Raw genomic sequence first — 19,338 nt, forward strand, 5'->3', positions numbered from 1 at the left:
GCGTAAATAAAAAAAGCGCAGCATTATTGTGCCGCGCTCTGATGGCTCCGTTAATCAGCCACCGATATGACAGTTAAAACCTAATGATTCAACCGTCGCTTTTAACGTTGCCATGTGGGCTTCAGCAATACTTTTCGCATCGCTCAGCGGATACTGGCGGCCAAGCAAATTATATTTATTCTCGCCGAAGCTGTGATAAGGCAATAAGTGAATAGTATCGACATTGTGCATTAGGCGAGCAAACTCAGCGATATGATGAATTTCCTGCGGATTATCGTTCACGCCTGGGATCACCGGAATACGCACCACCACTTTGGTTAAAAATGAAATACGCAGCAGATTTTCCAGAATCACGCTGTTATTCACGCCGGTGTTACGCTGATGCACGTCGGGGTCGATCGCTTTGATATCGGTGAGCGCCAGGTCGATGTAGGGAAACACCGCGTCTATCACGGCTTTGGTGGTGAAGCCGGTGGTTTCAATGGCGGTATGCCACCCCTTGGCCTTACAGGCTTTCAACAGTTCCCGGGCGAATTCAGGCTGTGCCAGGGGTTCGCCGCCGGACAGGGTAATCCCGCCACCGGAACGACGGTATAAGTTCTCTTCTTTTTCCAGCTCACGCATCACCGCCGCCACCGACATCCGCTTGCCTTTCATTTCCAGCGCGCGGGTCGGACAGACCTCAGTACATTTCCCGCACTGGATACAGCGGTCACGATCGATAAACCAGCTATTGCTGGTTGATAGCGCCTGTTGCGGACAGACATCAATACATTTACCACAGCGAATACAATCATTCTTTTTAAATAACAGTTCTGGCTGCGGACGTTGTGATTCAGGATTACTACACCATTTGCAGGAGAGTGGGCAACCTTTAAAAAAGGGGATCGTGCGAATGCCAGGACCATCATGCAAAGAATAGCGTTGAATATTAAAGATGACGCCTTCGGTTTCGTACTCAACTTTATTCATAACATCACTCTATATTAGCCAGTTACATTACCTTTGCAGGTAAAAATAAAAACCAGACGGTGTAACAATGAATAATACCGGGCCAGAGGGTGTCCTCTCTGGCCCGGGTGTTTTTTACGACAGTTGTTGTTCAGTACGGCTAATGATGTCGTCCTGCACCTCTTTCGCCAGCACGACCCACTGGGCGCTGTAACCTGCCACGCGTACCACCAGATCCTGATGCTGTTCAGGGTTTTTCTGCGCTTCAATCAGCGTGTTGCGGTCGATCACGTTGAACTGAACGTGCATCCCTTTCTTATCGAAGTAGTTACGCACCAGGCCGCTGAAGTTACGCAGACCATTCTCGCCAGCCAGCGAAGACGGCAGGAATTTCTGGTTGTAGAGCGTGCCGTTGGAGGCGATAAAGTGATCGAGCTTGGCCACCGAGTTGGCTGCGGCGGTTGGGCCGAGAGTATCTTTACCCTGCCGCGGCGACACGCCATCGGCCAGCGGCTCTTTCGCCAGACGGCCATCCGGCAGCGCTGCCACGTCTTTCCCGAACAGCACGTTGGCAGAAACCGGGTAGATACCGGCCTGGAACTGGCCGCCACGCGGGTTGGTATATTTCTCCACTTCCTGGCAGTAAATCAGGGCACATTGACGCGCCACTAAATCCACGTCATCGATATCGTTGCCGAAGCAAGGGGTATTTTCCAGGATACGGCGGATCTCTTCATGACGGGAGAGGCTACCGGATTGCGCCGGGGCCGCATTGCCGGATGTCAGCTGACGATAAACTTCGTTTTTAATCGCCGCTGGATCCAGCGCGCCATGCTGCTCAATGATGCGTTTCACCACATCGTAGATGTCTTGCTCGCTAAGCGAGGATTTCGCTGCCGGGGCGTGAGGGTTGGCGCCCACAGGATGCCCGAAGTTGCTTTCCAGCGCGCTTTTCAGCTCGCTCAGGGAGAGCTTACGATCTTCAAACACCTGCTTCTGGATGGCATAGACGGAGTCACCGGTGTCAGCGACGCCGAACGCCTGCGGGCCAGTGAAGTTGTAAATCGCGCCGCCTTCCTGCAGCGATTTACCACGACCAATGCAATCGTCTACCAGAGCCGACAGGAACGGCAGCGGACAGCGTTCACCGTGGGCGATATCTACGCTGTTACAGGCCTCAACCAGTTGATGAACGAAGTGCGCCATCTGTTTCTTGAATGCGCTGTAGAAATCATCCATGCCGGTGTACTGCGTCAGTTCACCGGTCACCGGGCCAAGCTGTTTGCTGCCGACACGGCCGTTGTTGAGGGTGATTTCCAGCACTTTCGCCACGTTAAAGAACGCCGCGTCATGCCAGCCTTCGGTGCGATGCGGCGCCTGCGGCTCCACACAACCGATAATGCAGTAATCACGCGCGTCACGCAGCGATACGCCACGGTTTTGCAGCGCCGGGATGATCACTTCATCGTTGTACATCGCCGGAACGCCAAGGCCCATGCGCACCAGTTCGCAAGCGCGATACAGGAATGCGTCCGGGGTGCCCTGCCACACGCGGATGGAGAAAGACGGCTGCGGCAAACGCACGTGTGCGGTTGCTTCCATACACATGTAGCTCAGATCGTTGGTCGCGTCGCGACCGTCTTCGGTCTGGCCACCACAGCACAGGTTCTGGAACACGGCATAACCGGCGAACGCCTGGGCAGACACTTCGTCACGGGTTTTGTTGATGTCGTTGAGTTTAATCCAGCAGCAATCGACCAGCTCCTGTGCGAATTCGCGGGAGAGGGATTTATCGGCCGCCAGATAGGGATACATATACTGGTCGAAACGGCCCGGGGAGATAGAATGACCGCTGGATTCGATCTGCAACATGCTCTGGATGAACCAGAAGGTCTGGCACGCTTCCCAGAACGTGGTCGCACCGTATTCGGGTACGCGGGTACAGTTCTGAGCGATTTGCTCCAGTTCACGTTTACGGGTCGGGTTGCTTTCCAGCTGCGCCAGGCGGGAGGCTTCTTCCGCGTAACGATGGGCAAAACGGATCGCGGCGTTATAGCTTATCAGTACCGCGTTATAAAACTGCTCTTTCTTGATGTAGCCCGGTTCGGTGCGATCCAGCGCGTCGAGAGCACGGGTCACTTCGTTAATGATGCCGCGGAAACCGATTTTCAGCACCTTACCGTAGTCGACGCTTACGTGGCCGACGCCACCAAAGAAGTAGTTGCCCACGGTGAACACCCCGCTCGCCATACTCTCTTTGGTGCTGTCCGACATGTAAGAGGCGGCCAGAGAACTGGTGGTTTTACCCGGCCAGTATTTGAACGCTTCATGCAGATCCTGAGCGGTCTTTTTCGGGATAATGAACGGGTCGGCGACACGGTGCTCCATCGTCTCGAATTCTTTTTCCACCCAGTCGTAAGAGAATTCCGGGCAGATTTCCGTCGAGCGTGGATTAATCGTTACCGCCCCGACGATTAATTCATCCGGGCGAATCGTCACCGGTAATTCATTAAAGATTTTTTCAACCACTTTTGCACGACGCATAATCGCCGGCAGTTGTTCCGTCTCTTTATAGGCTTCGGTTGCCAGTACGGCACGCTCAGATTCCACATACGGCTTTGCCGTCAGGATCATATTTTTCAGTCTTACAACACGGTCAGTCGGATTAGAAAAGCCTTTCTCTAACATATAAAACTCCCGAATATATTTTGATAACCTTGCGGCGATGCCGGGGTATTAATGAATAATGCTTATACCTGTCTGCGTAATAAAGTGACGTAATAATGCCGGATGCCCCATCCAGGTGGTCGCGGTCATGAGGTTGCCGTCCACGACCGCCTCATCATCCGCTGCGGCGACCCACAGGCCACCCGCCATTTCCACCTCCGGTTGCACCGTAAAGTATCCGGTCAATTTTCTGTCTTTTAATACCCCCGCAGCGGCCAGAATTTGCGGGCCATGACAAATTGCGGCAACAGGTAAGGAGAAATTCATTGCGTAATGTAAGATATTCAGGACCGATTTATTTAATCGCAGGTATTCCGATGAACGCCCGCCTGAAATATATACGCCGCAATATTCCTGTAACTTTATTTCGTCAAATGATGCGGTTAATCTAAAAAGGTGTCCGGGTTTTTCCGTATAGGTTTGGTCACCTTCAAAATCATGAATCGCGGTTTTAATAAACTCACCGGTTCGTTTACCCGGACACACGACATCCACTCTGAAACCTAACATGCTTAATGCCTGCCATGGCACCATGACTTCATAGTCTTCAGAGAAATCGCCTGCGATAAGTAATATCTTTTTCATAAGCGAACTCTCAAAACTGATTATCGTCTTCCTCAATGATTCGCATGGCTTCATGCACCGCCGCGACTTCGCCGAAAATGGCCAGGGTGGTGATGTGCTGGGGGCAACTGCCAAAGATTTCCGATACCACTACATTGGCGCTTTTGCTGGCCGCATCAGCATAAAAATAGAGATCCGGTACTGGCAGCATTAACAATCCAATGGCGTCGATGCGAATCAACTCCAGACGCGAACGAAACTCCCCAGGCATGCGCCGTTTCAACATGGCCAGGATATCTGCGGTCGGCGCGTTTATGATCCGTTTTTTCATCTTTGCGTTACCCTTCACGATGGTTAGCGAATATTCAGCGCTTCAACCATTACGCAGCGACGATGCCGTGCAAACGCGCGTGCTGACGTAAGCCCTTCGCCGGTCGGCCCGGCAATCGTAAAGGTGGCATGCCCTTCGCCACCTACCCCTATCCCCGCATAGGAGGGACCATTTTTCACAAAGATGGTGGTCTGGATCAGGCGCGCCATTTTGGTCAGCTTTTCGACGTTGGTGGAGTGCATAATTGCGGTATGTCGATTGCCGTGCTCCACTTGCACCGCCAGTTCGATGGCTTCGTCAACGTTGTCGACACGCACCACCGGCAGGACGGGCATCATCAGTTCATGTACCACGAACGGATGGTTTTTCTCCGTCTCGATTAAGATGACTTTGATATCGTCGCCCACGGTAATCCCCAGCTGCTGAAGGATGTAGTGGGCATCTTTACCGACAAACCCGGTATTCGGCCCGGTACCTTTTTCATTCAGTACCAGCGTCTGCAACTGCTGAATCAGTTTCTTGTCGCACAGCAGATATGCGCCGCTTTTCTTCATGCAGTGGATCAGATAGTCAGCGACCTGATTCACCACAATCACCTCTTTTTCGGCCACGCACGGCAGGTTGTTGTCGAAGCTGCAGCCTTTAATGATATCGCGAGCCGCTTTTTCGATATCCGCCGTCTCGTCTACTACCGCAGGTGGGTTTCCTGCCCCAGCGCCAATCGCTTTCTTGCCGGATGACATCACGGTTTTCACGATGGCCGGCCCGCCAGTGGCCACCAGCATGTTGATGTGGGGATCGTTGATCATGGCATTCGTGTTATCGATAGACGGTTGCGTCACCGTGACCACCATGTTGGCCGGCGCACCCAGCTGAGCAAGTCGGGTATTGATCAGCTCAACCGCATACAGCGAAACTTTGCGCGAACGCGGGTGGGGGCTGAAGACCACGGTGTTGCCCGCCGCCAGCATACTGATACTGTTGTTGATGATGGTTTCGGTCGGGTTGGTGGTGGGTGTAATCGAACCAATCACCCCGAACGCGGAGTACTCGATCAGCGTTAACCCCCCGTCTCCGGTAATCGCGCGGGTGGCCAGGTCTTCAAGACCCGGCGTTTTCAGCGCTGCGACGCGGTTTTTGATCAGTTTGTCCTCGTAATTACCCATGCCGGTTTCATCCACCGCCATACGGGAAATGGCGCACAGAACATCCTCTTGCAGGAAAACGTCGCGAATGCCATTAATAAACGAGGCACGGTCTTGCATAGAACAGTGGCGATACTGTACCTGCGCCAGCACGGCCGCTGAAATCGCCTCCTCCATGGTTTCGAATGCGCCGGTTCCGGCATTCGCGACCTGAGGGGATGCAGCATCAGCGCGCCCGGCCTGCTGCTGCGCCAGCGCTTTCGCGACGATATCATCCAGGCTTTCAACCCGCGCCGCCTGTGCCGTAGCGGGGGCCGCTACCGGGGCCGTATCCGATGTTGCTTTGGTAAATTTGCTCAGAATGGTCGAGACAGCCTGAGCGATTTCAATATCATTCATCTTTAAATTCCTTACTACCGACCGCGTCGCGCGCGTCGTCACCCGCGGCTTAGATATACGGCGTCGTGGTGGATTTAATGTCCGCCGGATCTAACGTGGAGAGCAGTTGCAGGCCTACTTCACGTGCGGCAATCACCGCCTGGCGTACCGCGCCGGAATCACCGGAAAAAGTAAAGATCACTTCGTTACTGAAGCTGGTGCCTTTCGACGGACTGGCGTAGCCCACCGGGTCGATAACGGCGGATTTCGCCGCAGCGTCAGCAATCACCAGGCCAATCGCCGCAGGCGAGGCACAGGTCATTCCGAAGGATTTGCCAATCGGTGCCCCCAGCGCTTTATGCAGCGCATAGCTGGCACGCGCGGTGTATTGAAATTCAAGGTGGCCCGCCGGCGAGCCATAGACGTCGCCCATCGTGCGTTCAATTTCTGCCAGCGCGACTTCTACCGCGCGTCTGACGTCGGAAACATCAGACGCACCAAAAATAATTAAGCAGCCGTGTCCGCCGCCCCCTTCCGTATCGCGAGCCAGCTCGATAGAAATAATCTCACTGTTAGTCGCTTTAATGGCTTCGTCCGCCGCAAAAATTTGCGGGCCTGCGCCGGTACGTGCGCCCAGAATACCGATCGAGCGATATTTCTTGTCGATATTCATAATTTCATGTAACTGATTATCGACATTGGCAATCACCAGGCCGATAGTATGACCCAGCGCAGTGCCGACAAATTCCGTAATTCCGCAACCGGCGAAGTTGGCGGCGGTATTGGCCTTCGGCTTCGCATCGGTTTGTTTATTCATTACGTCAGATATAATCTGCTCAACAAGATTATCTCTCATGATCAGTATCCCTTATTGTTATTAACCGACGGCCTTCGGCAGAATTTTTTCCACCTCAATGTGCGGACGCGGAATAACGTGTACGGAGACCAGTTCGCCCACTTTACCCGCAGCGGCAGAACCCGCGTCGGTAGCCGCTTTTACTGCACCCACGTCGCCACGAACCATCACGGTGACCAGACCGGAACCGATTTTTTCATACCCCACCAGGGTCACATTGGCGGATTTCACCATGGTGTCTGCCGCTTCGATTGCCGAGACCAGACCTTTCGTTTCAACCATTCCTAAAGCTTCTTGTTGCATACCAACCTCGATATTTCCGATAGAAAGAAAACGTGCACAGAGGAATAGCAATCCACGGCTTTACCCTGTGCGTGAATTATTTATGCATGCTGATACTAAAGTTATTTGGACAAAATGTTTTGCGCGCTAGCGGGACTATCTTGTTTTCAGTCCTCTCCTCCCGACAATAAAATCCACCTGTCTGCAACAATAAAAGCCTTATTTTTATTCCGCACGACGGGCAAGGTCCGCCGCGTCCATCGCAATCATTTTTTCTTCATTGGTCGGGATAACGGCAATTTTTGTCGAGCCCGCTGCGGAAATCAGCCCGCGGCGTCCGCCGAACATCTGCTGATTGCGCCCGGCATCCAGCGCCAGCCCCAACGCCTGCAGGCGTTGCACGGTAAGTTCCCGGATCAGCGCCGAGTTCTCGCCAATGCCGCCGGTAAAAATCAGGGCATCGAAGCGTTTAAGTGCCGTGACATGGCCGCCGATATGCCGGGCGAGGCGATGTACCATCACCTCAATGGCCAGTGTCGCCCGCGCGTGCCCCGCCGCCCGGGCTTCCTGCAACGTACGACAATCGCTGGACAGCCCCGAAATGCCCAATAAGCCGGACTGGTTGTTGACCATTTTGTACAGCGCATCGACAGGTTGCCCGGTGCATTTCGCCAGATAGGCGGCGGCACCGAAGTCCAGATCGCCGCAGCGCGTGCCCATCACCAGCCCTTCCAGCGGCGTCATGCCCATTGAAGTGTCGACACTCTCACCGTTCTGCACGGCGCAAACAGAAGAGCCATTCCCCAGGTGGGCAATCACGATCCCGTGATCCGCCGGGTCCAGATCCAGTGCGTTCAGCGCTTCGCTGGCGATGTAGCGATGAGAGGTGCCGTGAAAACCGTAGCGGCGCACCTGATAATCGTGCTGGTACTCCAGCGGGATAGCGTAGGTATAGGCGGCCGGAGATAACGTCTGGTGGAACGCGGTATCAAACACCGCGATCTGCGGCAGCGCGGGCAGCAGCGCGCGCGCCGCTTCAATGCCGATCAGGTTGGCGGGGTTATGCAACGGCGCCAGTGCCGACAGCGCGCTGATTTTTTCAATCACCTCGTCGGTCACCCGCACCGAACCTTTAAAATCACTGCCGCCGTGCGCCACGCGATGACCGATGGCGGTAAGGGTATCCAGCAGCTGCCGTTCCGCGAGCCTCCTGAACAGGACATTCAACGCGTATTGATGGCTGGCTTCGTCCAGCGCCACGCGGGATGTCGTGCCGTCGCGATCGTTAAACGTCATGGTGGCATGATCAATCCCCAGCCGCTCCGCCAGACCAGACAGCACCGGCTGGTCGGCATCCCGGGGGATGACCGAGAACTTCATGGAGGAAGAACCACAGTTAATCACTAAAACACAAGCTAAGGACATGATGACCCCTGAAAAGGACTACGATGAAAATTAACGTGTTGTTGCGAGGGGATAACGCAGCGCGCTAAACCGCGCCAGCGCCTGGCGGGCGATGCGCATGTCGTCTTCCACGCTGCCGCCGCTGACGCCAATACCGCCGAGCAGGCGTCCGCCCGACCAGCAGGGAAATCCGCCGCCGAAGCAACAGATCTCTTTTTCTTTATCAAGGCCGTATAACTCCCCGCCCGGTTGCACCTGCTTCGCCAGTTCATGCGTCGCCATCTTCAGCGCCACGGCAGTCCAGGCTTTTTGCGGTGCCAGGGTATGGCTTATCAGCAGGGCGTGATCCATGCTGAAAAAAAGCCGCTGATGCCCGAAGGCATCCACCAGGCTGAAAACAATCGGCACATTGCAGGCCGTGGCGGCCTCGCGTACCAGCTTCGCCAGCAATTCACCCTCGTCGAGGCTCAGGGACATCCGCCGCTCCGGCAGTTGCGTGGCGATGGCGTCGTTAATCCAGTTGTCGAGCGCAGCGTTGTGCGTAGCCATACCTTAATCCTCCCCGGTACGCCGCTATTTGCCGTTAAGTTCGAGCGAGTCGACGATGCCCACCACGGCAGCGTCGATCACCGAGTGCTCTTTGCTGTTGCTCATCCGCGCCGAGCTGCCGGTGGTGACGATAACAATCTCACCGTTACCCGCGCCGACGGTATCCACGGCGACCTGAGCATGGCCGGTAGGCTGATAGTTTTCATCCAGGCGCGCTACCATCAGCAGCTTCGAACCATTCAGAGAGGTGTGTTTGGTAGTGGAAACCAACGCACCCGTGACTTTTGCGAGGTACATACTTCCTCCGGCTAGCCGTGAATAAGGGTGAGATTGCGCCGCTTGATTTCATCTTTGGCGGCAGGCGTGATCAGCGTATCGCGCTCGACCCGCAACGCCCGATCGGGAGCCAGCAGGCGAATATCCCGTAGGGTGATTAAGCGTTTTTTCCCGACGACCGGCAGGCTGGCGGAGGGCGCTGACAGGCCGGTCGGGCCGGCATCAACCTGCGCCATTTTCTTGCCTGAAATCGTCACGCCGTAGCTTTCCAGCACCCGGGTGTAACCTTCCAGCCGGGCCAACAGCGGCAGCGGCAAACGGCTGTCATGGCATTGCGGATGCAGCGTGGCGATCGCCTGTTTATGCTGCTGCAATGCCTGAAATACGGCCTCGCATGCCAGGTTGTCGCGGATACCCAGCGCGATTTTGCTCATGCTGTTGACCGAGAGGGCCGGTAAATAGAGAGCGTCATAATCCGCGCTCGGGTGGTCGAACCCGGCCCGGGAGCCGCGCTGGCGAAGCCCGTCGATGCAGGCCGATTTCAGCGCCGACTGGCTGGCGCTGTGAGAGAAAAACACCCACAGCTGGTAGCCCGCCTGCTCCAGCGCCGCGAGGCAGTTCAGGGTTTCAGGAAGCGAAGAGAGATCGTCCCCGGTCACCACCACACGAACGTTTTTTTGCGCCACGGACTGCGCCAGCAATTCGGCGATCGCCCGGTCAAGCAGTTGCGATAAGGTCTGGCTGTCCATCTGTTCTCCCTTACCCCGCATTCATCGCGATGCCTAACGGCGTGACCAACAGCGGCTCTATCGACGGAACCACATTTTTGCCGGTCTGTTTGCTGAACACCGCGGCAAACTGGCTAAAACTGCTGGCGCCGCCCACCAGGTAGATAGTTTTCACCTGCTGCGTGGTGAGCCATCCCGACACCAGGCTGGCCATTTTTTGCGCCACCGGCTGCACCAGGGTAAAAATCTGCGCTTCCAGCGCCGGATCTTTTTTCATCGCCTCCGCCTCGGCATACGTCAGGCCGAGCGCACCCGCGATAACCAGCGTCATATGGCTGCCGCCGGTGGGCTCATCGGCGCTGAAGGTCACTTTGCCGCTTTTTAAAATACTCATCCCGGTGGTCCCGCCCCCCACATCCACCACCGCGCCGTTTTTAATATTCAGCGCGCTGGCGGCCGCCACCGGTTCATCGAGCACCCGGGTGACGGTAAAGCCCGCCGACTCCACGACGTTGACGATCACTTTAGTGTTGCCGTCGGAAATCCCCGGCGGAATGGCAGTTGCCGCGCGATCGAGGGTACGGCCCAGTCGTTCCTCGAGAATGCATTTCAGCCGCGATACCACCCGGCTGGCGGTGAGGTAATCCACTACCACGCCGTCCTTCACTACGCTTGAGGGGTAAGTCACCCCCGCCACCGGCTGGTTATCCTCATCCACGACCACTATCGCGATATTGGCCGTGCCGAGATCCACCCCCACCTTCAACGCGCCGGTACAGGGCCGACATTCGCCGCTCTCAATCAGGGCAGCCAGGGCGTGCAAACGGCGGTTTTCGGGGCTGTCAGCCATGGCGCACACCCTGTTTGATACCGTGCACTCTGTCGCCGTTGCGCAGGCCGAAACCGTTAGCCTCTTCGACATCGATATGCAGTTCCAGCACCGCATCCGCCGTGACACGCACCACCACGTGGCTCAGCACGCCGCCACGTGGCCCGTTGGTCTGAACGTCGATTTCCATCCCGTCGCGCAGGCCATGCAGCTCGGCTTCCTGCGGTGAGATATGGATATGCCGCCAGGCAACAATCATGCCGTTGTGCTTCACCACGCGGCCTTTCGGGCCGATGATCTCAATCCCCGGCGAATCCAGCAGATCGCCCGACATACGCACCGGTGCCCTGGCACCCAGCGCGAAACCGTCGGCGACGGAGATTTCAACCTGGGTGGTATTACGCAACGGACCTAATACCCGTACCTTGCTCAACTCGCCTTTCGGGCCGCGCAGCGTCACCATTTCTTCGGCCGCGTACTGCCCCGGCTGTTTAACCGCTTTAAAACGGGTCAGCGTGGAGCCGTAGCCAAACAGAATGTCCATATCCTCCCGGCATAAGTGAACGTGACGGTTCGACACGCCCACCGGGATATCCAGCGCAACGGGGGCGGTGACGGGTGCTACCGGACGTTTTCCGGCGGCGAGTTCCTGGAGGATTTGTTGGGTGATCCATTCAGCTTGTTGTTCGGTGTAATTCATAACGGAAACGACCTGGTTATAGAGTTATCTCAGGAGGACTGGGCGTCTGTTCATCAGCATAGGGAGTCACGACGCCCGATATTTGTTGATCGTCAGGACTTTTTTGCCCGCCTCACGCGGGCGGGACAAATGCGTCCAGTTAGCCCGTCACCCGATCGATTAGCGCTTCAACGTCCTGTACGGTGGCAGGCCACGGGTTCGACGCGGTACACCCATCGGCCAGCGCTGAACTCACCAGCGCCGCGCGCAGTGTGCTGATTTTTTCCCGGTCAATGCCCAACTCGCTCAGTGTGGAGGGAATGCCAAAATGGCGGTTAATCTGGCGAATAGCCTGCGTCATCTGCGCGATAGCCTGCTCGGGAATGGCATGCTCGATCCCCATGATCTGCGCGCAGCGGTGGTAGCGTTCGCGGGTATGTGCAGAGGCCTGCTTGCTGTTGAAATCGATCACTATCGGCAGCAGCATGGCGTTAATTTTGCCGTGGGGGATATGCAGCATGCCGCCAATGGCATGGGCCATGCCGTGGACCAGCCCCAGCCCGGCACCGTTAAATGCCATGCCCGCCATACAGGAGGCATTGTGCATATGGGTGCGCGCCACAATGTCTTTTTCATCGTTGTACACCTGCGGCAAGTAGCGCCAGGTGAGCGCTATGGCTTTTTCCGCCAGCGCATCGCTAAAGTCGTTAGCGCCGGTGGCGACAAACGCTTCGATGGCGTGAGTCAGTACATCCATTCCGGTATCCACCGCCACATGACGCGGCACCGTTAACACCAGATTTGGATCGAGAATAGCGATATCCGGTACCAGATGTTCCGAGATCAGGGGATATTTACGCCCGTTTTGCGGATCGGAAACGATCGCGTAGGCGGTGACTTCGGAACCGGATCCGCTGGTCGTCGGAATGGCGATAAGCGCGATGTGATGATCGGCGAAATACTCTTCCAGCGTCACTTTGATCCCTTTCGCCGCATCCAGCGACGACCCGCCGCCGAGGGCGATAATCACGTCAGGTTTAAAGTTTTTAAAACGTGCCGCGCCCGCGGTGAGAATATCAATATCAGGGTCGGGTTTAACCTCGCCAAAAATACAGACTGATGCCTGTGGCATGTAATTAATCAAATAACGGGTTTTACCTGATGTCACCATAAAATCGTCGGTGACAATAGCGACGCGCTTGTCATTAAACTGGCTGAGCGAGGCGATTGCCTCCTCGCCAAAATAGATTTGCGGACAGGAAAAAGAATAACTGGCCATGTGATGAAACCCTTATCTGGATACCGGCACGGTAAGCAGTAATAAACGATAGGGGTAAACTAACATGGCGCTATTTTTGAAAGGCTAAGGATGTTTGTGCAGGTGGAGGATTATTTTGCGCGATTGTTATGCTGCGGGCAAAAAAGTCCATTTCGGGATAGTGAAACTAATCCAGCGGGATGGACTCACTCAATACAGGCTGGCGTTCACCGCCAGCCTCATTACAAACAATATTAATGCTGCCGGTACGGCTCCCGCACATAATCCCGCAGGATATACACCATGTCATGCAGCAGTCCCGCCAGGTCTTCCGCCACCTTCTCCGGCAGCATATTCCCCAGTAACGCCTGATTCAGCGAGCGCAGATACTCCACCATCAGACAGGTGTCCTGCCAGCAGTGCGGCATCGCGGATTGGGGCAGCTCATCAACGGTGAGCTGCGCCACCAGGTGCGGGGGTAAATCTTCATCACACAGGTGCGCCAGACGAGCGAGCACATGAGATAACCGTCCGCAAAGCGCCAGACGCGAAGACACCTCTTTTGTTTCCAGTAAGACATTCACATAGGCCGTGCACAGGTCCGTTACCTCAAACAGGTCAGCGGTGGTGGGGAGCGGCGCGGTGAGCAGATGATGAATAACGTTTTCGTCAAATTCGGGATAAGACAGGGTTGGGATCGTAGCCATAAGGCAGCCTCCGTTGAGTTTAATGAGCCACAACCTGAGTTCCTAAGCTCAGAAGAGTGGTAGCGCTGACAGGGTTAGGAACCGGAACTCAACGGCAACCGGCCAGCCTTGCGGCTGCCCTGCCAACGCCACCTGAGATTTTACAGTGGTGCGCGCTGGCCCGATACAGAAACCTGTACCGCAGTTGAGTTGTTCGGGTTCCTACGCCCGGCTGCAGTTTCTCCTGCAACGCGCTGACTCTACGCCCTGCTCTCGCCCACAGAAAGCAAAAAGCGCCACCGCAAGTCAATCTTGCGAGGCGCTTTCCAGAATCCCGACAACGGGAGGGTAAAACCTTATTTCGCCAGCGACACAAGCATCTTCAGACTCGCAGAATAATAATCTTCCTGCGTGGTGATCTGCGGATCGCCCGCCGGGAGTTGCCCCATCGCCAAATCACGCACCGCCAGCAGGCCGCCTTCCATCATGTACGGCGCGGGATCGCCGGTGGTGACATTCACCCATGCTGGCGTCTGATTCCGGGCAAACCGTCCCCAGTACGCGGTATAGGGTGTCATCAGCGGGCTGGAGGCATTCGCCCACTTGATATACAGCGGCACGCGGATCGCATCGTAGCTAAAGCGCGCCGGCCACTCTTTCGCCGGGGTCACGTGACCGTCGGCGTAGAGTGACACCCAGTCTGCCGGGAGTTGCGTGTTACCGAAGCGCATCTTCACCAGCAGCTTCTGCCCGTCATTGATCAAGTCACGCCACACGGTCAGATGACTGCGCTTCGCGAAATCTTCCCACGCCGGGAAGATGAAATAGGATGGGTTAAGGTTCACATAGCTGTTGAGGTTAAAGCCCTTCGCGCCGGGCAGCATCACGCGGTAGCCGGCAAAGCTGATCACGTTGCGGGCCAGCAGCGATTTGGTGATGGCGTCCGAGGCGTTCAGATAGCTACTGTCATTCCACTGGGTACCCGCTTTTAACAGCGCCCAGGCGATAAAGGTATCGCCATCGGTGGCGTTGTTTCTGTCGGCAATCGGGTCCGGTGCCACCGGGTTATAACGCCAGTAGAACAGCCCGGTCTGCGGGTTTTGCAGGTTCTTCTTCGTCCAGCCCCAGATTTTGTCAAAACCGGCGCGATCGTTGTTACGCACCGCCATCATCATGGCGAAGCCCTGCCCTTCAGTGTGGCTCACACTGTTGTTGCCGGTATCAATGATGCGGCCATCCGCCATTAAAAATCGCGCTTTGTAGCTGTCCCAGGCGGGGCCGGCAAAGGCCTGATGACTTAATATCATCCCCAGCACCAGAATCAGGGTCTTACTTCGCTGCCACATGGCCGATCCTTATTAATTGTTTTGATATCTGAAATGGATAACCGTAGCCGAGGGGGAGGCCTCCCGCCACAGCGATACGTGTGATTTGCCGCCCTGCTCGCGCAGCCAGCGGGCATAGAGCCCCTCCAGCACCGCGCTAAAAGCATGGTTCCACGCCATCTGTTTGGCCTCTTCCGGCGGCACCGGTATGGCGGTATGCACGATGCGGATCGCCGTGTCGCTGGCATCAATATCAATATAGCCCCAGTTGAAGGCCGCGAGCCGGGCATTGATCTGCGCTTCGAGTTCACCCACGGTATGGGCCAGCGCCAGCGGGAAACGCTCGCCCAGCGAGTCGCCCATCTGCACGAGGAACGAGCGGCTCTGCGCTTCGCCGACGTTGGCGACCATGCTCTCAATCATCACGTGGATCAGCGAAAACCAACCGGATTGCGACTGTTGATGCTGGTAATACTGTAAAAGCTGTTGGTCATTCATCACTTGTTCCCCAGAAGGTAGCGGAAGTAGAGGGTCGCGGTACTTTCGTTATAATCCCCGAAGGTGTCATACCCCACCTGCCCGCCGATGGTCATGTCTTTATTGAGTTTGTAGTCGGTGGATGCGCGCAGGTTATACCCCAGCCCGTTCTCGCTGTTGCCTTTGTAGAACGCCTCTTTGGCGAAGCCGCGGGAGACATAATCTTCCAGTTGTTTCTGCATGGCGGAATCCGTCGGGAAGTACGGGCTCTCATCCTGGGAGTAGGACTGATACCCCACCGACGCCCCTAAGCCCAGCTTCCAGTTGTCGAACTTCTGGGTGTAATCCACCGGGAAGGAGACGCTGATGTAATCCTGCGGACTGAAATACCCACCCTGACCGTAGCTGAAGTAGCTCAGGTTCTTGTCAAAGTTCATGTAGTTCATGTTGATGCCGGCTTTTAACTCGCGATCGGCAGCATAGTACGGACGGAAATAGACCCCCGCCGAGCCGTTGACGCTGGTGTTGCTCGGCACGTTTTCCCCGATGTAGTCATACACGCCAAATCCGGCGTAGAAGCCCGCATCGGTATTGTCATAGCTCAGCTGAGCGCTGCCGCCGTTTTTCGTGACCTGGCCCCACTTCTTGCCGCTGTACTTATCTTCCACCCCGACGTACGACAGCAGGCTGTCCACCACCGCGCGACGCTCGCCGGTCAGCACCAGCTTGAGGTAATCCGTCAGCTGCGGCGACCACTGCACGCCACCCACCAGGGTATTCAGATCCTGGCCCAGCGGCGTGGAGCCGACATCAATTTTGTACTGCTCGCCGGTAAGGGCCATCGCCACTTCGACGCCCTGCGCACTTTGCGAGCCCTGCGACGGCACCTTGATTTTGTCGATGTTCGGCAGCTCAGGCGGCGTGGTGGTGGAGGCGTTATACAGCTCCTCGGCCACGCCCCCCTGGATCAGCGCCCCGGTACCAAACCGGCGGCTGGACTCCTCGGACGAGGTTCCGGCATCGAGGCTGATCGGCGTGACGTTCACATCCAGACGCGAATCGCCGAACGGCACGGTGGACCACTGCAGCGGAGCCTTGATCTCCGTCAGCTTGCTCAGCCCCTCTTCGCCGTCACGCGCGCGCAGGGAGGTCGATCCCCGCGCCCAGGTGGCGGTTTTGTCGACCAGCATCTCCATCATGTTATCCACCTGACGCAGCGTTCCGGCCTGAGCGGTTTCTACCGGCAGATCGGTGCGTACGGTGCCCGGCGGCGCGGTCTGTGGATTACGCGCCAGCTGCGCCACCTGCCACGGCATCGCCTGGCCATACAGCGAAGAGGGATCCGTCACCGCGCCCGTGCTGGAGGTGCCGACAAACGGGTTGTCCGCCAGCGCCAGGCCACCCAGCATCGGGGCCGTTTCGCCGTTGTTATTCTGCAGGCCGAGCAGCTTGCCGCGCGCGGTGCGCAGATAACTCATCGCCTGCTGATGGTTGCCCTGGGCCTCGGAGACCCGGGCCAGCAGCAGTAAGCGTTCCGGGGTGCTGTCGTTGGTCAGCCCGGCGGAAAGCTGCTTCGCTTTATCCACGTTGTTGCTGGCCAGCGCCACATCGATGGCCCCGGCGCGCGCGTCCTGCTGCGGCGTGTCGCGGGTCATCAGGTAGTCGTAAACCACCCCGGCCTCTTTGTTCATCTTGCCGGACTGATAGACGCGGGCCATGGCAAACATCAGATCGGTGTTCTGCGGATCGTTTTGCATAGCGCGGATCAGCTTGTCGTAAGCCGCCGCGTAGTTGCCCTGCACGCGCAGCCGATCGGCCTCGTTGATCACATAGCCGTTGCGAATGCTCGCCAGCTGGGTCGGGGTACTGCGCGACTGCAGCTCCGGGCTGGCAAGCCAGGCCTGGGCTTCGCTGCCCAATCCGGCCTGGTTCAGGACCGCCACCTGATCGGCATAATCCCCGGCGTTACCCTGCACGCCGCGGCGCATATTGTCGTGGACCACGCTCACCGCGGTGGTGACATCGCCGCTCTGGGCCAGCATCCGCGCCAGCTTGCCGGCATCGGCCGGGCTTTGCGGCGGACGTGCCGCCAGCGCTTTCAGGGTGTTGGCTGCCGCAGTCCGGTCGCCCTGGGCCAGATAGCGTTCGGCAACGTCCATCTGCAGGTTGTAATTCACCCGCTGAGAGAGCTCACGCATATCGCCATTCTGACTGGAGGCCGGAATGCGCGACAGCAGCGTTTGTGACTGCTGCCAGGCGTTGTTTTCGCTGGCGAACAGGGCCGCCGCGTAGAGTTCGCTGTTGCTGGCGTTCGGGCGGAACGCCGGCGTCATGACGTTAGCCGCCTCCGCGCTGCGCCCCTGCTTTTGCAGCAAGCGAGCTAAATCCAGACGCAGCCAGGGATCGGACGGATAGCGGGCCGTGCCCTGCTGTAACAGGGCGATGGCGCGCTGCGGATCGCCGCTGGCCGCCGCCTGCTGGGCCTGACGACGCAGCGGATCGGTCGGGTTGCCGCCGGAAACGCGCGGGGCCAACCTCGCCTGCAGGCTGGCGGGCAGGGTCTGCAACATCGCCTGGGCTTCGGCGGTTTTGTTCTGCTCGCGCAGGACGTAGTAGAGGTTTTCCCGCGCCGCGCCGTTATTTGGCTGCTCGGTCAGCAGGCCGCGCAGGGTCTGCTCTGCCGCGGTGTAGTCTTTGTTATGCCGCTGGACGTCGGCCCGGAACAGCTTCGCCGCCGCCCCCTGCTCGCCGCTGCGCTGGGTCAGGGGTGCGCTCAGGGCCAGCGCCTGGCTGACGTTACCCTGTTTATAGGCCGCCTGAGCCTGAGCCAGCTGGCCGTAGAATTCGGCATCCTGCGCCTGCTGCTTACGTTCGTCAGAGGCCGCGCCGCCAAGGCTGGCCGCACGGTTCAGGTACTGCGCCCCGGCGGCGTAGTCGCCCTTGCGCAGGGCCACGTAGCCCATCCCGGCCAGCGCATCGGCATCCTCCGGGTTGGCCTTCAGCACCTGCTCAAACTGGTTGCGGGCGGTATCGGTATTGCCGCTGTTGAGCGCCACATAGCCTTCGCCTTTTGCCGCCCCGCCGATGCTCTTGCGATAGTGATCCTGCACCGCGGTGTCGTTGGGATGGCGCTGGAGGAAGGTCTGGTAGTACGCTTCGTCGCCCGCCTGCGGCCCTAGCCACAGCAGGGCCTGACGCAGGGACTTATCCGCATCCTGACTGCCGCTCGCCAGATCCTGCAGGATGTTCATCCCCTCGCGACGGGTGCTTTCCTGATAGGTCAGTACTTTGCCCAGCGCAATTTTGACGTTGTTATCCTGCGGATACTGGACGCGCAGCTGACGCAGCTCGCTCACCGCCTGCGGATAGAGGGACTTATCCCCCGCCATGGTCAGATAGTATTCCGGGGCCAGGCTCGGCGGCGGCTGGTTGCCGGTGAACAGGCTCTGCCAGGTGGCCAGCGCGGCGGGAATATTGCCGCTGCGCGCCTGCTGACGGGCCAGCTCCAGCTGCCCGCGCGGCACCTGCTGCATCTGTTTGGCGTTATCCAGCGCCTGCAAATTGGCATCCTGCGGCGAGACCGCCGTTAAGCGCTCGCGCCACTGGGCCGCCCCTTTGATGTCGCCGGCCTGCTGCGACCACAGGGCCATCAGGTACAACGCCTGAGTATTGTTGGCGTCCACCATCAGCACTTTTTTCAGCGATTCCATCGCCAGGTTATCGTGAGACTTTTCGTGCCAGTAGTTGGCCTGATCGAACAGCGCTTTCAGCGCCGGGTTATTGGCCGACTGCGCGGCATCTGCCGCCTGGGCACCCGGGATGCCCCCGATCGCCAGCCCGCTGACCAGGCAAAGTACAGGCAGATGTCCGGCGGTTTTATTTTTATTGTCCAT

18 protein-coding genes are annotated in these 19,338 nt (G+C 57.5%); all 18 read right to left on the reverse strand.

Features of this window, described 5'->3' with window-relative positions:
- Nucleotides 1–54: 54 nt before the first annotated feature.
- Nucleotides 55–972: a glycyl-radical enzyme activating protein gene (locus V7Q49_RS18315; RefSeq protein WP_333854181.1), complete on the reverse strand. Its 918-nt coding sequence runs from the start codon at nt 970–972 to the stop codon at nt 55–57.
- Between the two features lie 114 nt (nt 973–1,086).
- Nucleotides 1,087–3,639 carry a glycyl radical diol dehydratase GrpM gene (gene grpM, locus V7Q49_RS18320; protein WP_333854183.1) on the reverse strand — a complete coding sequence of 851 codons (2,553 nt, stop codon included), beginning with the start codon at nt 3,637–3,639 and terminating at the stop codon, nt 1,087–1,089.
- 48 nt (nt 3,640–3,687) lie between these two features.
- On the reverse strand, nt 3,688–4,263 hold the full coding sequence (locus V7Q49_RS18325; RefSeq protein ID WP_333854185.1) for a DJ-1/PfpI family protein: 576 nt from the start codon (nt 4,261–4,263) through the stop codon (nt 3,688–3,690).
- Between the two features lie 10 nt (nt 4,264–4,273).
- Complete coding sequence (gene grpK, locus V7Q49_RS18330; protein ID WP_333854187.1) at nt 4,274–4,573, reverse strand: propanediol utilization system shell hexameric protein GrpK; 300 nt, start codon at nt 4,571–4,573, stop codon at nt 4,274–4,276.
- A gap of 23 nt (nt 4,574–4,596) precedes the next feature.
- Nucleotides 4,597–6,117: an aldehyde dehydrogenase family protein gene (locus tag V7Q49_RS18335; protein WP_333854189.1), complete on the reverse strand. Its 1,521-nt coding sequence runs from the start codon at nt 6,115–6,117 to the stop codon at nt 4,597–4,599.
- 49 nt (nt 6,118–6,166) lie between these two features.
- Complete coding sequence (grpI, locus tag V7Q49_RS18340) at nt 6,167–6,952, reverse strand: propanediol utilization microcompartment protein GrpI (RefSeq protein ID WP_333854191.1); 786 nt, start codon at nt 6,950–6,952, stop codon at nt 6,167–6,169.
- Between the two features lie 21 nt (nt 6,953–6,973).
- Entirely contained in the window at nt 6,974–7,255 is a 282-nt protein-coding gene (grpH, locus tag V7Q49_RS18345; RefSeq protein ID WP_002438304.1) for a propanediol utilization system shell hexameric protein GrpH, read from the reverse strand.
- A gap of 204 nt (nt 7,256–7,459) precedes the next feature.
- Complete coding sequence (gene tdcD / locus V7Q49_RS18350) at nt 7,460–8,659, reverse strand: propionate kinase (protein ID WP_333854194.1); 1,200 nt, start codon at nt 8,657–8,659, stop codon at nt 7,460–7,462.
- 30 nt (nt 8,660–8,689) lie between these two features.
- Complete coding sequence (locus V7Q49_RS18355; protein WP_333854196.1) at nt 8,690–9,187, reverse strand: GlcG/HbpS family heme-binding protein; 498 nt, start codon at nt 9,185–9,187, stop codon at nt 8,690–8,692.
- Between the two features lie 24 nt (nt 9,188–9,211).
- Nucleotides 9,212–9,484: a EutN/CcmL family microcompartment protein gene (locus V7Q49_RS18360; protein ID WP_142487159.1), complete on the reverse strand. Its 273-nt coding sequence runs from the start codon at nt 9,482–9,484 to the stop codon at nt 9,212–9,214.
- Nucleotides 9,485–9,495: 11 nt separating this feature from the next.
- A complete protein-coding gene (locus tag V7Q49_RS18365; protein WP_333854198.1) occupies nt 9,496–10,212 on the reverse strand; it encodes a flavoprotein in 717 nt (238 codons plus the stop codon).
- 10 nt (nt 10,213–10,222) lie between these two features.
- Nucleotides 10,223–11,041, reverse strand: coding sequence for an ethanolamine utilization protein EutJ (eutJ, locus tag V7Q49_RS18370; RefSeq protein ID WP_333854200.1), 819 nt, complete (start codon nt 11,039–11,041; stop codon nt 10,223–10,225).
- Nucleotides 11,034–11,720 carry a phosphate propanoyltransferase gene (gene pduL / locus V7Q49_RS18375; protein WP_333854202.1) on the reverse strand — a complete coding sequence of 229 codons (687 nt, stop codon included), beginning with the start codon at nt 11,718–11,720 and terminating at the stop codon, nt 11,034–11,036. The genes eutJ and pduL overlap by 8 nt, the downstream gene beginning before the upstream one ends.
- A 139-nt stretch (nt 11,721–11,859) precedes the next feature.
- Nucleotides 11,860–12,978, reverse strand: coding sequence for a 1-propanol dehydrogenase PduQ (locus tag V7Q49_RS18380; protein ID WP_333854204.1), 1,119 nt, complete (start codon nt 12,976–12,978; stop codon nt 11,860–11,862).
- A gap of 233 nt (nt 12,979–13,211) precedes the next feature.
- A complete protein-coding gene (locus V7Q49_RS18385) occupies nt 13,212–13,664 on the reverse strand; it encodes a hypothetical protein (protein ID WP_333854206.1) in 453 nt (150 codons plus the stop codon).
- A 335-nt stretch (nt 13,665–13,999) separates the two neighbouring features.
- Nucleotides 14,000–14,989, reverse strand: coding sequence for a glycosyl hydrolase family 8 (locus tag V7Q49_RS18390; protein ID WP_333854208.1), 990 nt, complete (start codon nt 14,987–14,989; stop codon nt 14,000–14,002).
- Nucleotides 14,990–15,001: 12 nt separating this feature from the next.
- Complete coding sequence (gene bcsD, locus V7Q49_RS18395; RefSeq protein WP_333854210.1) at nt 15,002–15,466, reverse strand: cellulose biosynthesis protein BcsD; 465 nt, start codon at nt 15,464–15,466, stop codon at nt 15,002–15,004.
- Nucleotides 15,466–19,338 (reverse strand): cellulose biosynthesis protein BcsC, encoded by a 3,873-nt coding sequence (locus V7Q49_RS18400; RefSeq protein ID WP_333854212.1) that lies wholly within the window; start codon nt 19,336–19,338, stop codon nt 15,466–15,468. Before V7Q49_RS18400 ends, bcsD begins: the two co-directional genes overlap by 1 nt.

Origin of the sequence: Leclercia sp., from assembly GCF_036780805.1 — a bacterium.
GTDB lineage: Bacteria > Pseudomonadota > Gammaproteobacteria > Enterobacterales > Enterobacteriaceae > Enterobacter.

Bases quoted from the DNA above. Each gene is read 5' to 3' on its own strand.
- V7Q49_RS18315 (WP_333854181.1), bottom strand. From the start codon at position 972: ATGAATAAAGTTGAGTACGAAACCGAAGGCGTCATCTTTAATATTCAA.
- grpM (WP_333854183.1), bottom strand. From the start codon at position 3,639: ATGTTAGAGAAAGGCTTTTCTAATCCGACTGACCGTGTTGTAAGACTG.
- V7Q49_RS18325 (WP_333854185.1), bottom strand. From the start codon at position 4,263: ATGAAAAAGATATTACTTATCGCAGGCGATTTCTCTGAAGACTATGAA.
- grpK (WP_333854187.1), bottom strand. From the start codon at position 4,573: ATGAAAAAACGGATCATAAACGCGCCGACCGCAGATATCCTGGCCATG.
- V7Q49_RS18335 (WP_333854189.1), bottom strand. From the start codon at position 6,117: ATGAATGATATTGAAATCGCTCAGGCTGTCTCGACCATTCTGAGCAAA.
- grpI (WP_333854191.1), bottom strand. From the start codon at position 6,952: ATGAGAGATAATCTTGTTGAGCAGATTATATCTGACGTAATGAATAAA.
- grpH (WP_002438304.1), bottom strand. From the start codon at position 7,255: ATGCAACAAGAAGCTTTAGGAATGGTTGAAACGAAAGGTCTGGTCTCG.
- tdcD (WP_333854194.1), bottom strand. From the start codon at position 8,659: ATGTCCTTAGCTTGTGTTTTAGTGATTAACTGTGGTTCTTCCTCCATG.
- V7Q49_RS18355 (WP_333854196.1), bottom strand. From the start codon at position 9,187: ATGGCTACGCACAACGCTGCGCTCGACAACTGGATTAACGACGCCATC.
- V7Q49_RS18360 (WP_142487159.1), bottom strand. From the start codon at position 9,484: ATGTACCTCGCAAAAGTCACGGGTGCGTTGGTTTCCACTACCAAACAC.
- V7Q49_RS18365 (WP_333854198.1), bottom strand. From the start codon at position 10,212: ATGGACAGCCAGACCTTATCGCAACTGCTTGACCGGGCGATCGCCGAA.
- eutJ (WP_333854200.1), bottom strand. From the start codon at position 11,041: ATGGCTGACAGCCCCGAAAACCGCCGTTTGCACGCCCTGGCTGCCCTG.
- pduL (WP_333854202.1), bottom strand. From the start codon at position 11,720: ATGAATTACACCGAACAACAAGCTGAATGGATCACCCAACAAATCCTC.
- V7Q49_RS18380 (WP_333854204.1), bottom strand. From the start codon at position 12,978: ATGGCCAGTTATTCTTTTTCCTGTCCGCAAATCTATTTTGGCGAGGAG.
- V7Q49_RS18385 (WP_333854206.1), bottom strand. From the start codon at position 13,664: ATGGCTACGATCCCAACCCTGTCTTATCCCGAATTTGACGAAAACGTT.
- V7Q49_RS18390 (WP_333854208.1), bottom strand. From the start codon at position 14,989: ATGTGGCAGCGAAGTAAGACCCTGATTCTGGTGCTGGGGATGATATTA.
- bcsD (WP_333854210.1), bottom strand. From the start codon at position 15,466: ATGAATGACCAACAGCTTTTACAGTATTACCAGCATCAACAGTCGCAA.
- V7Q49_RS18400 (WP_333854212.1), bottom strand. From the start codon at position 19,338: ATGGACAATAAAAATAAAACCGCCGGACATCTGCCTGTACTTTGCCTG.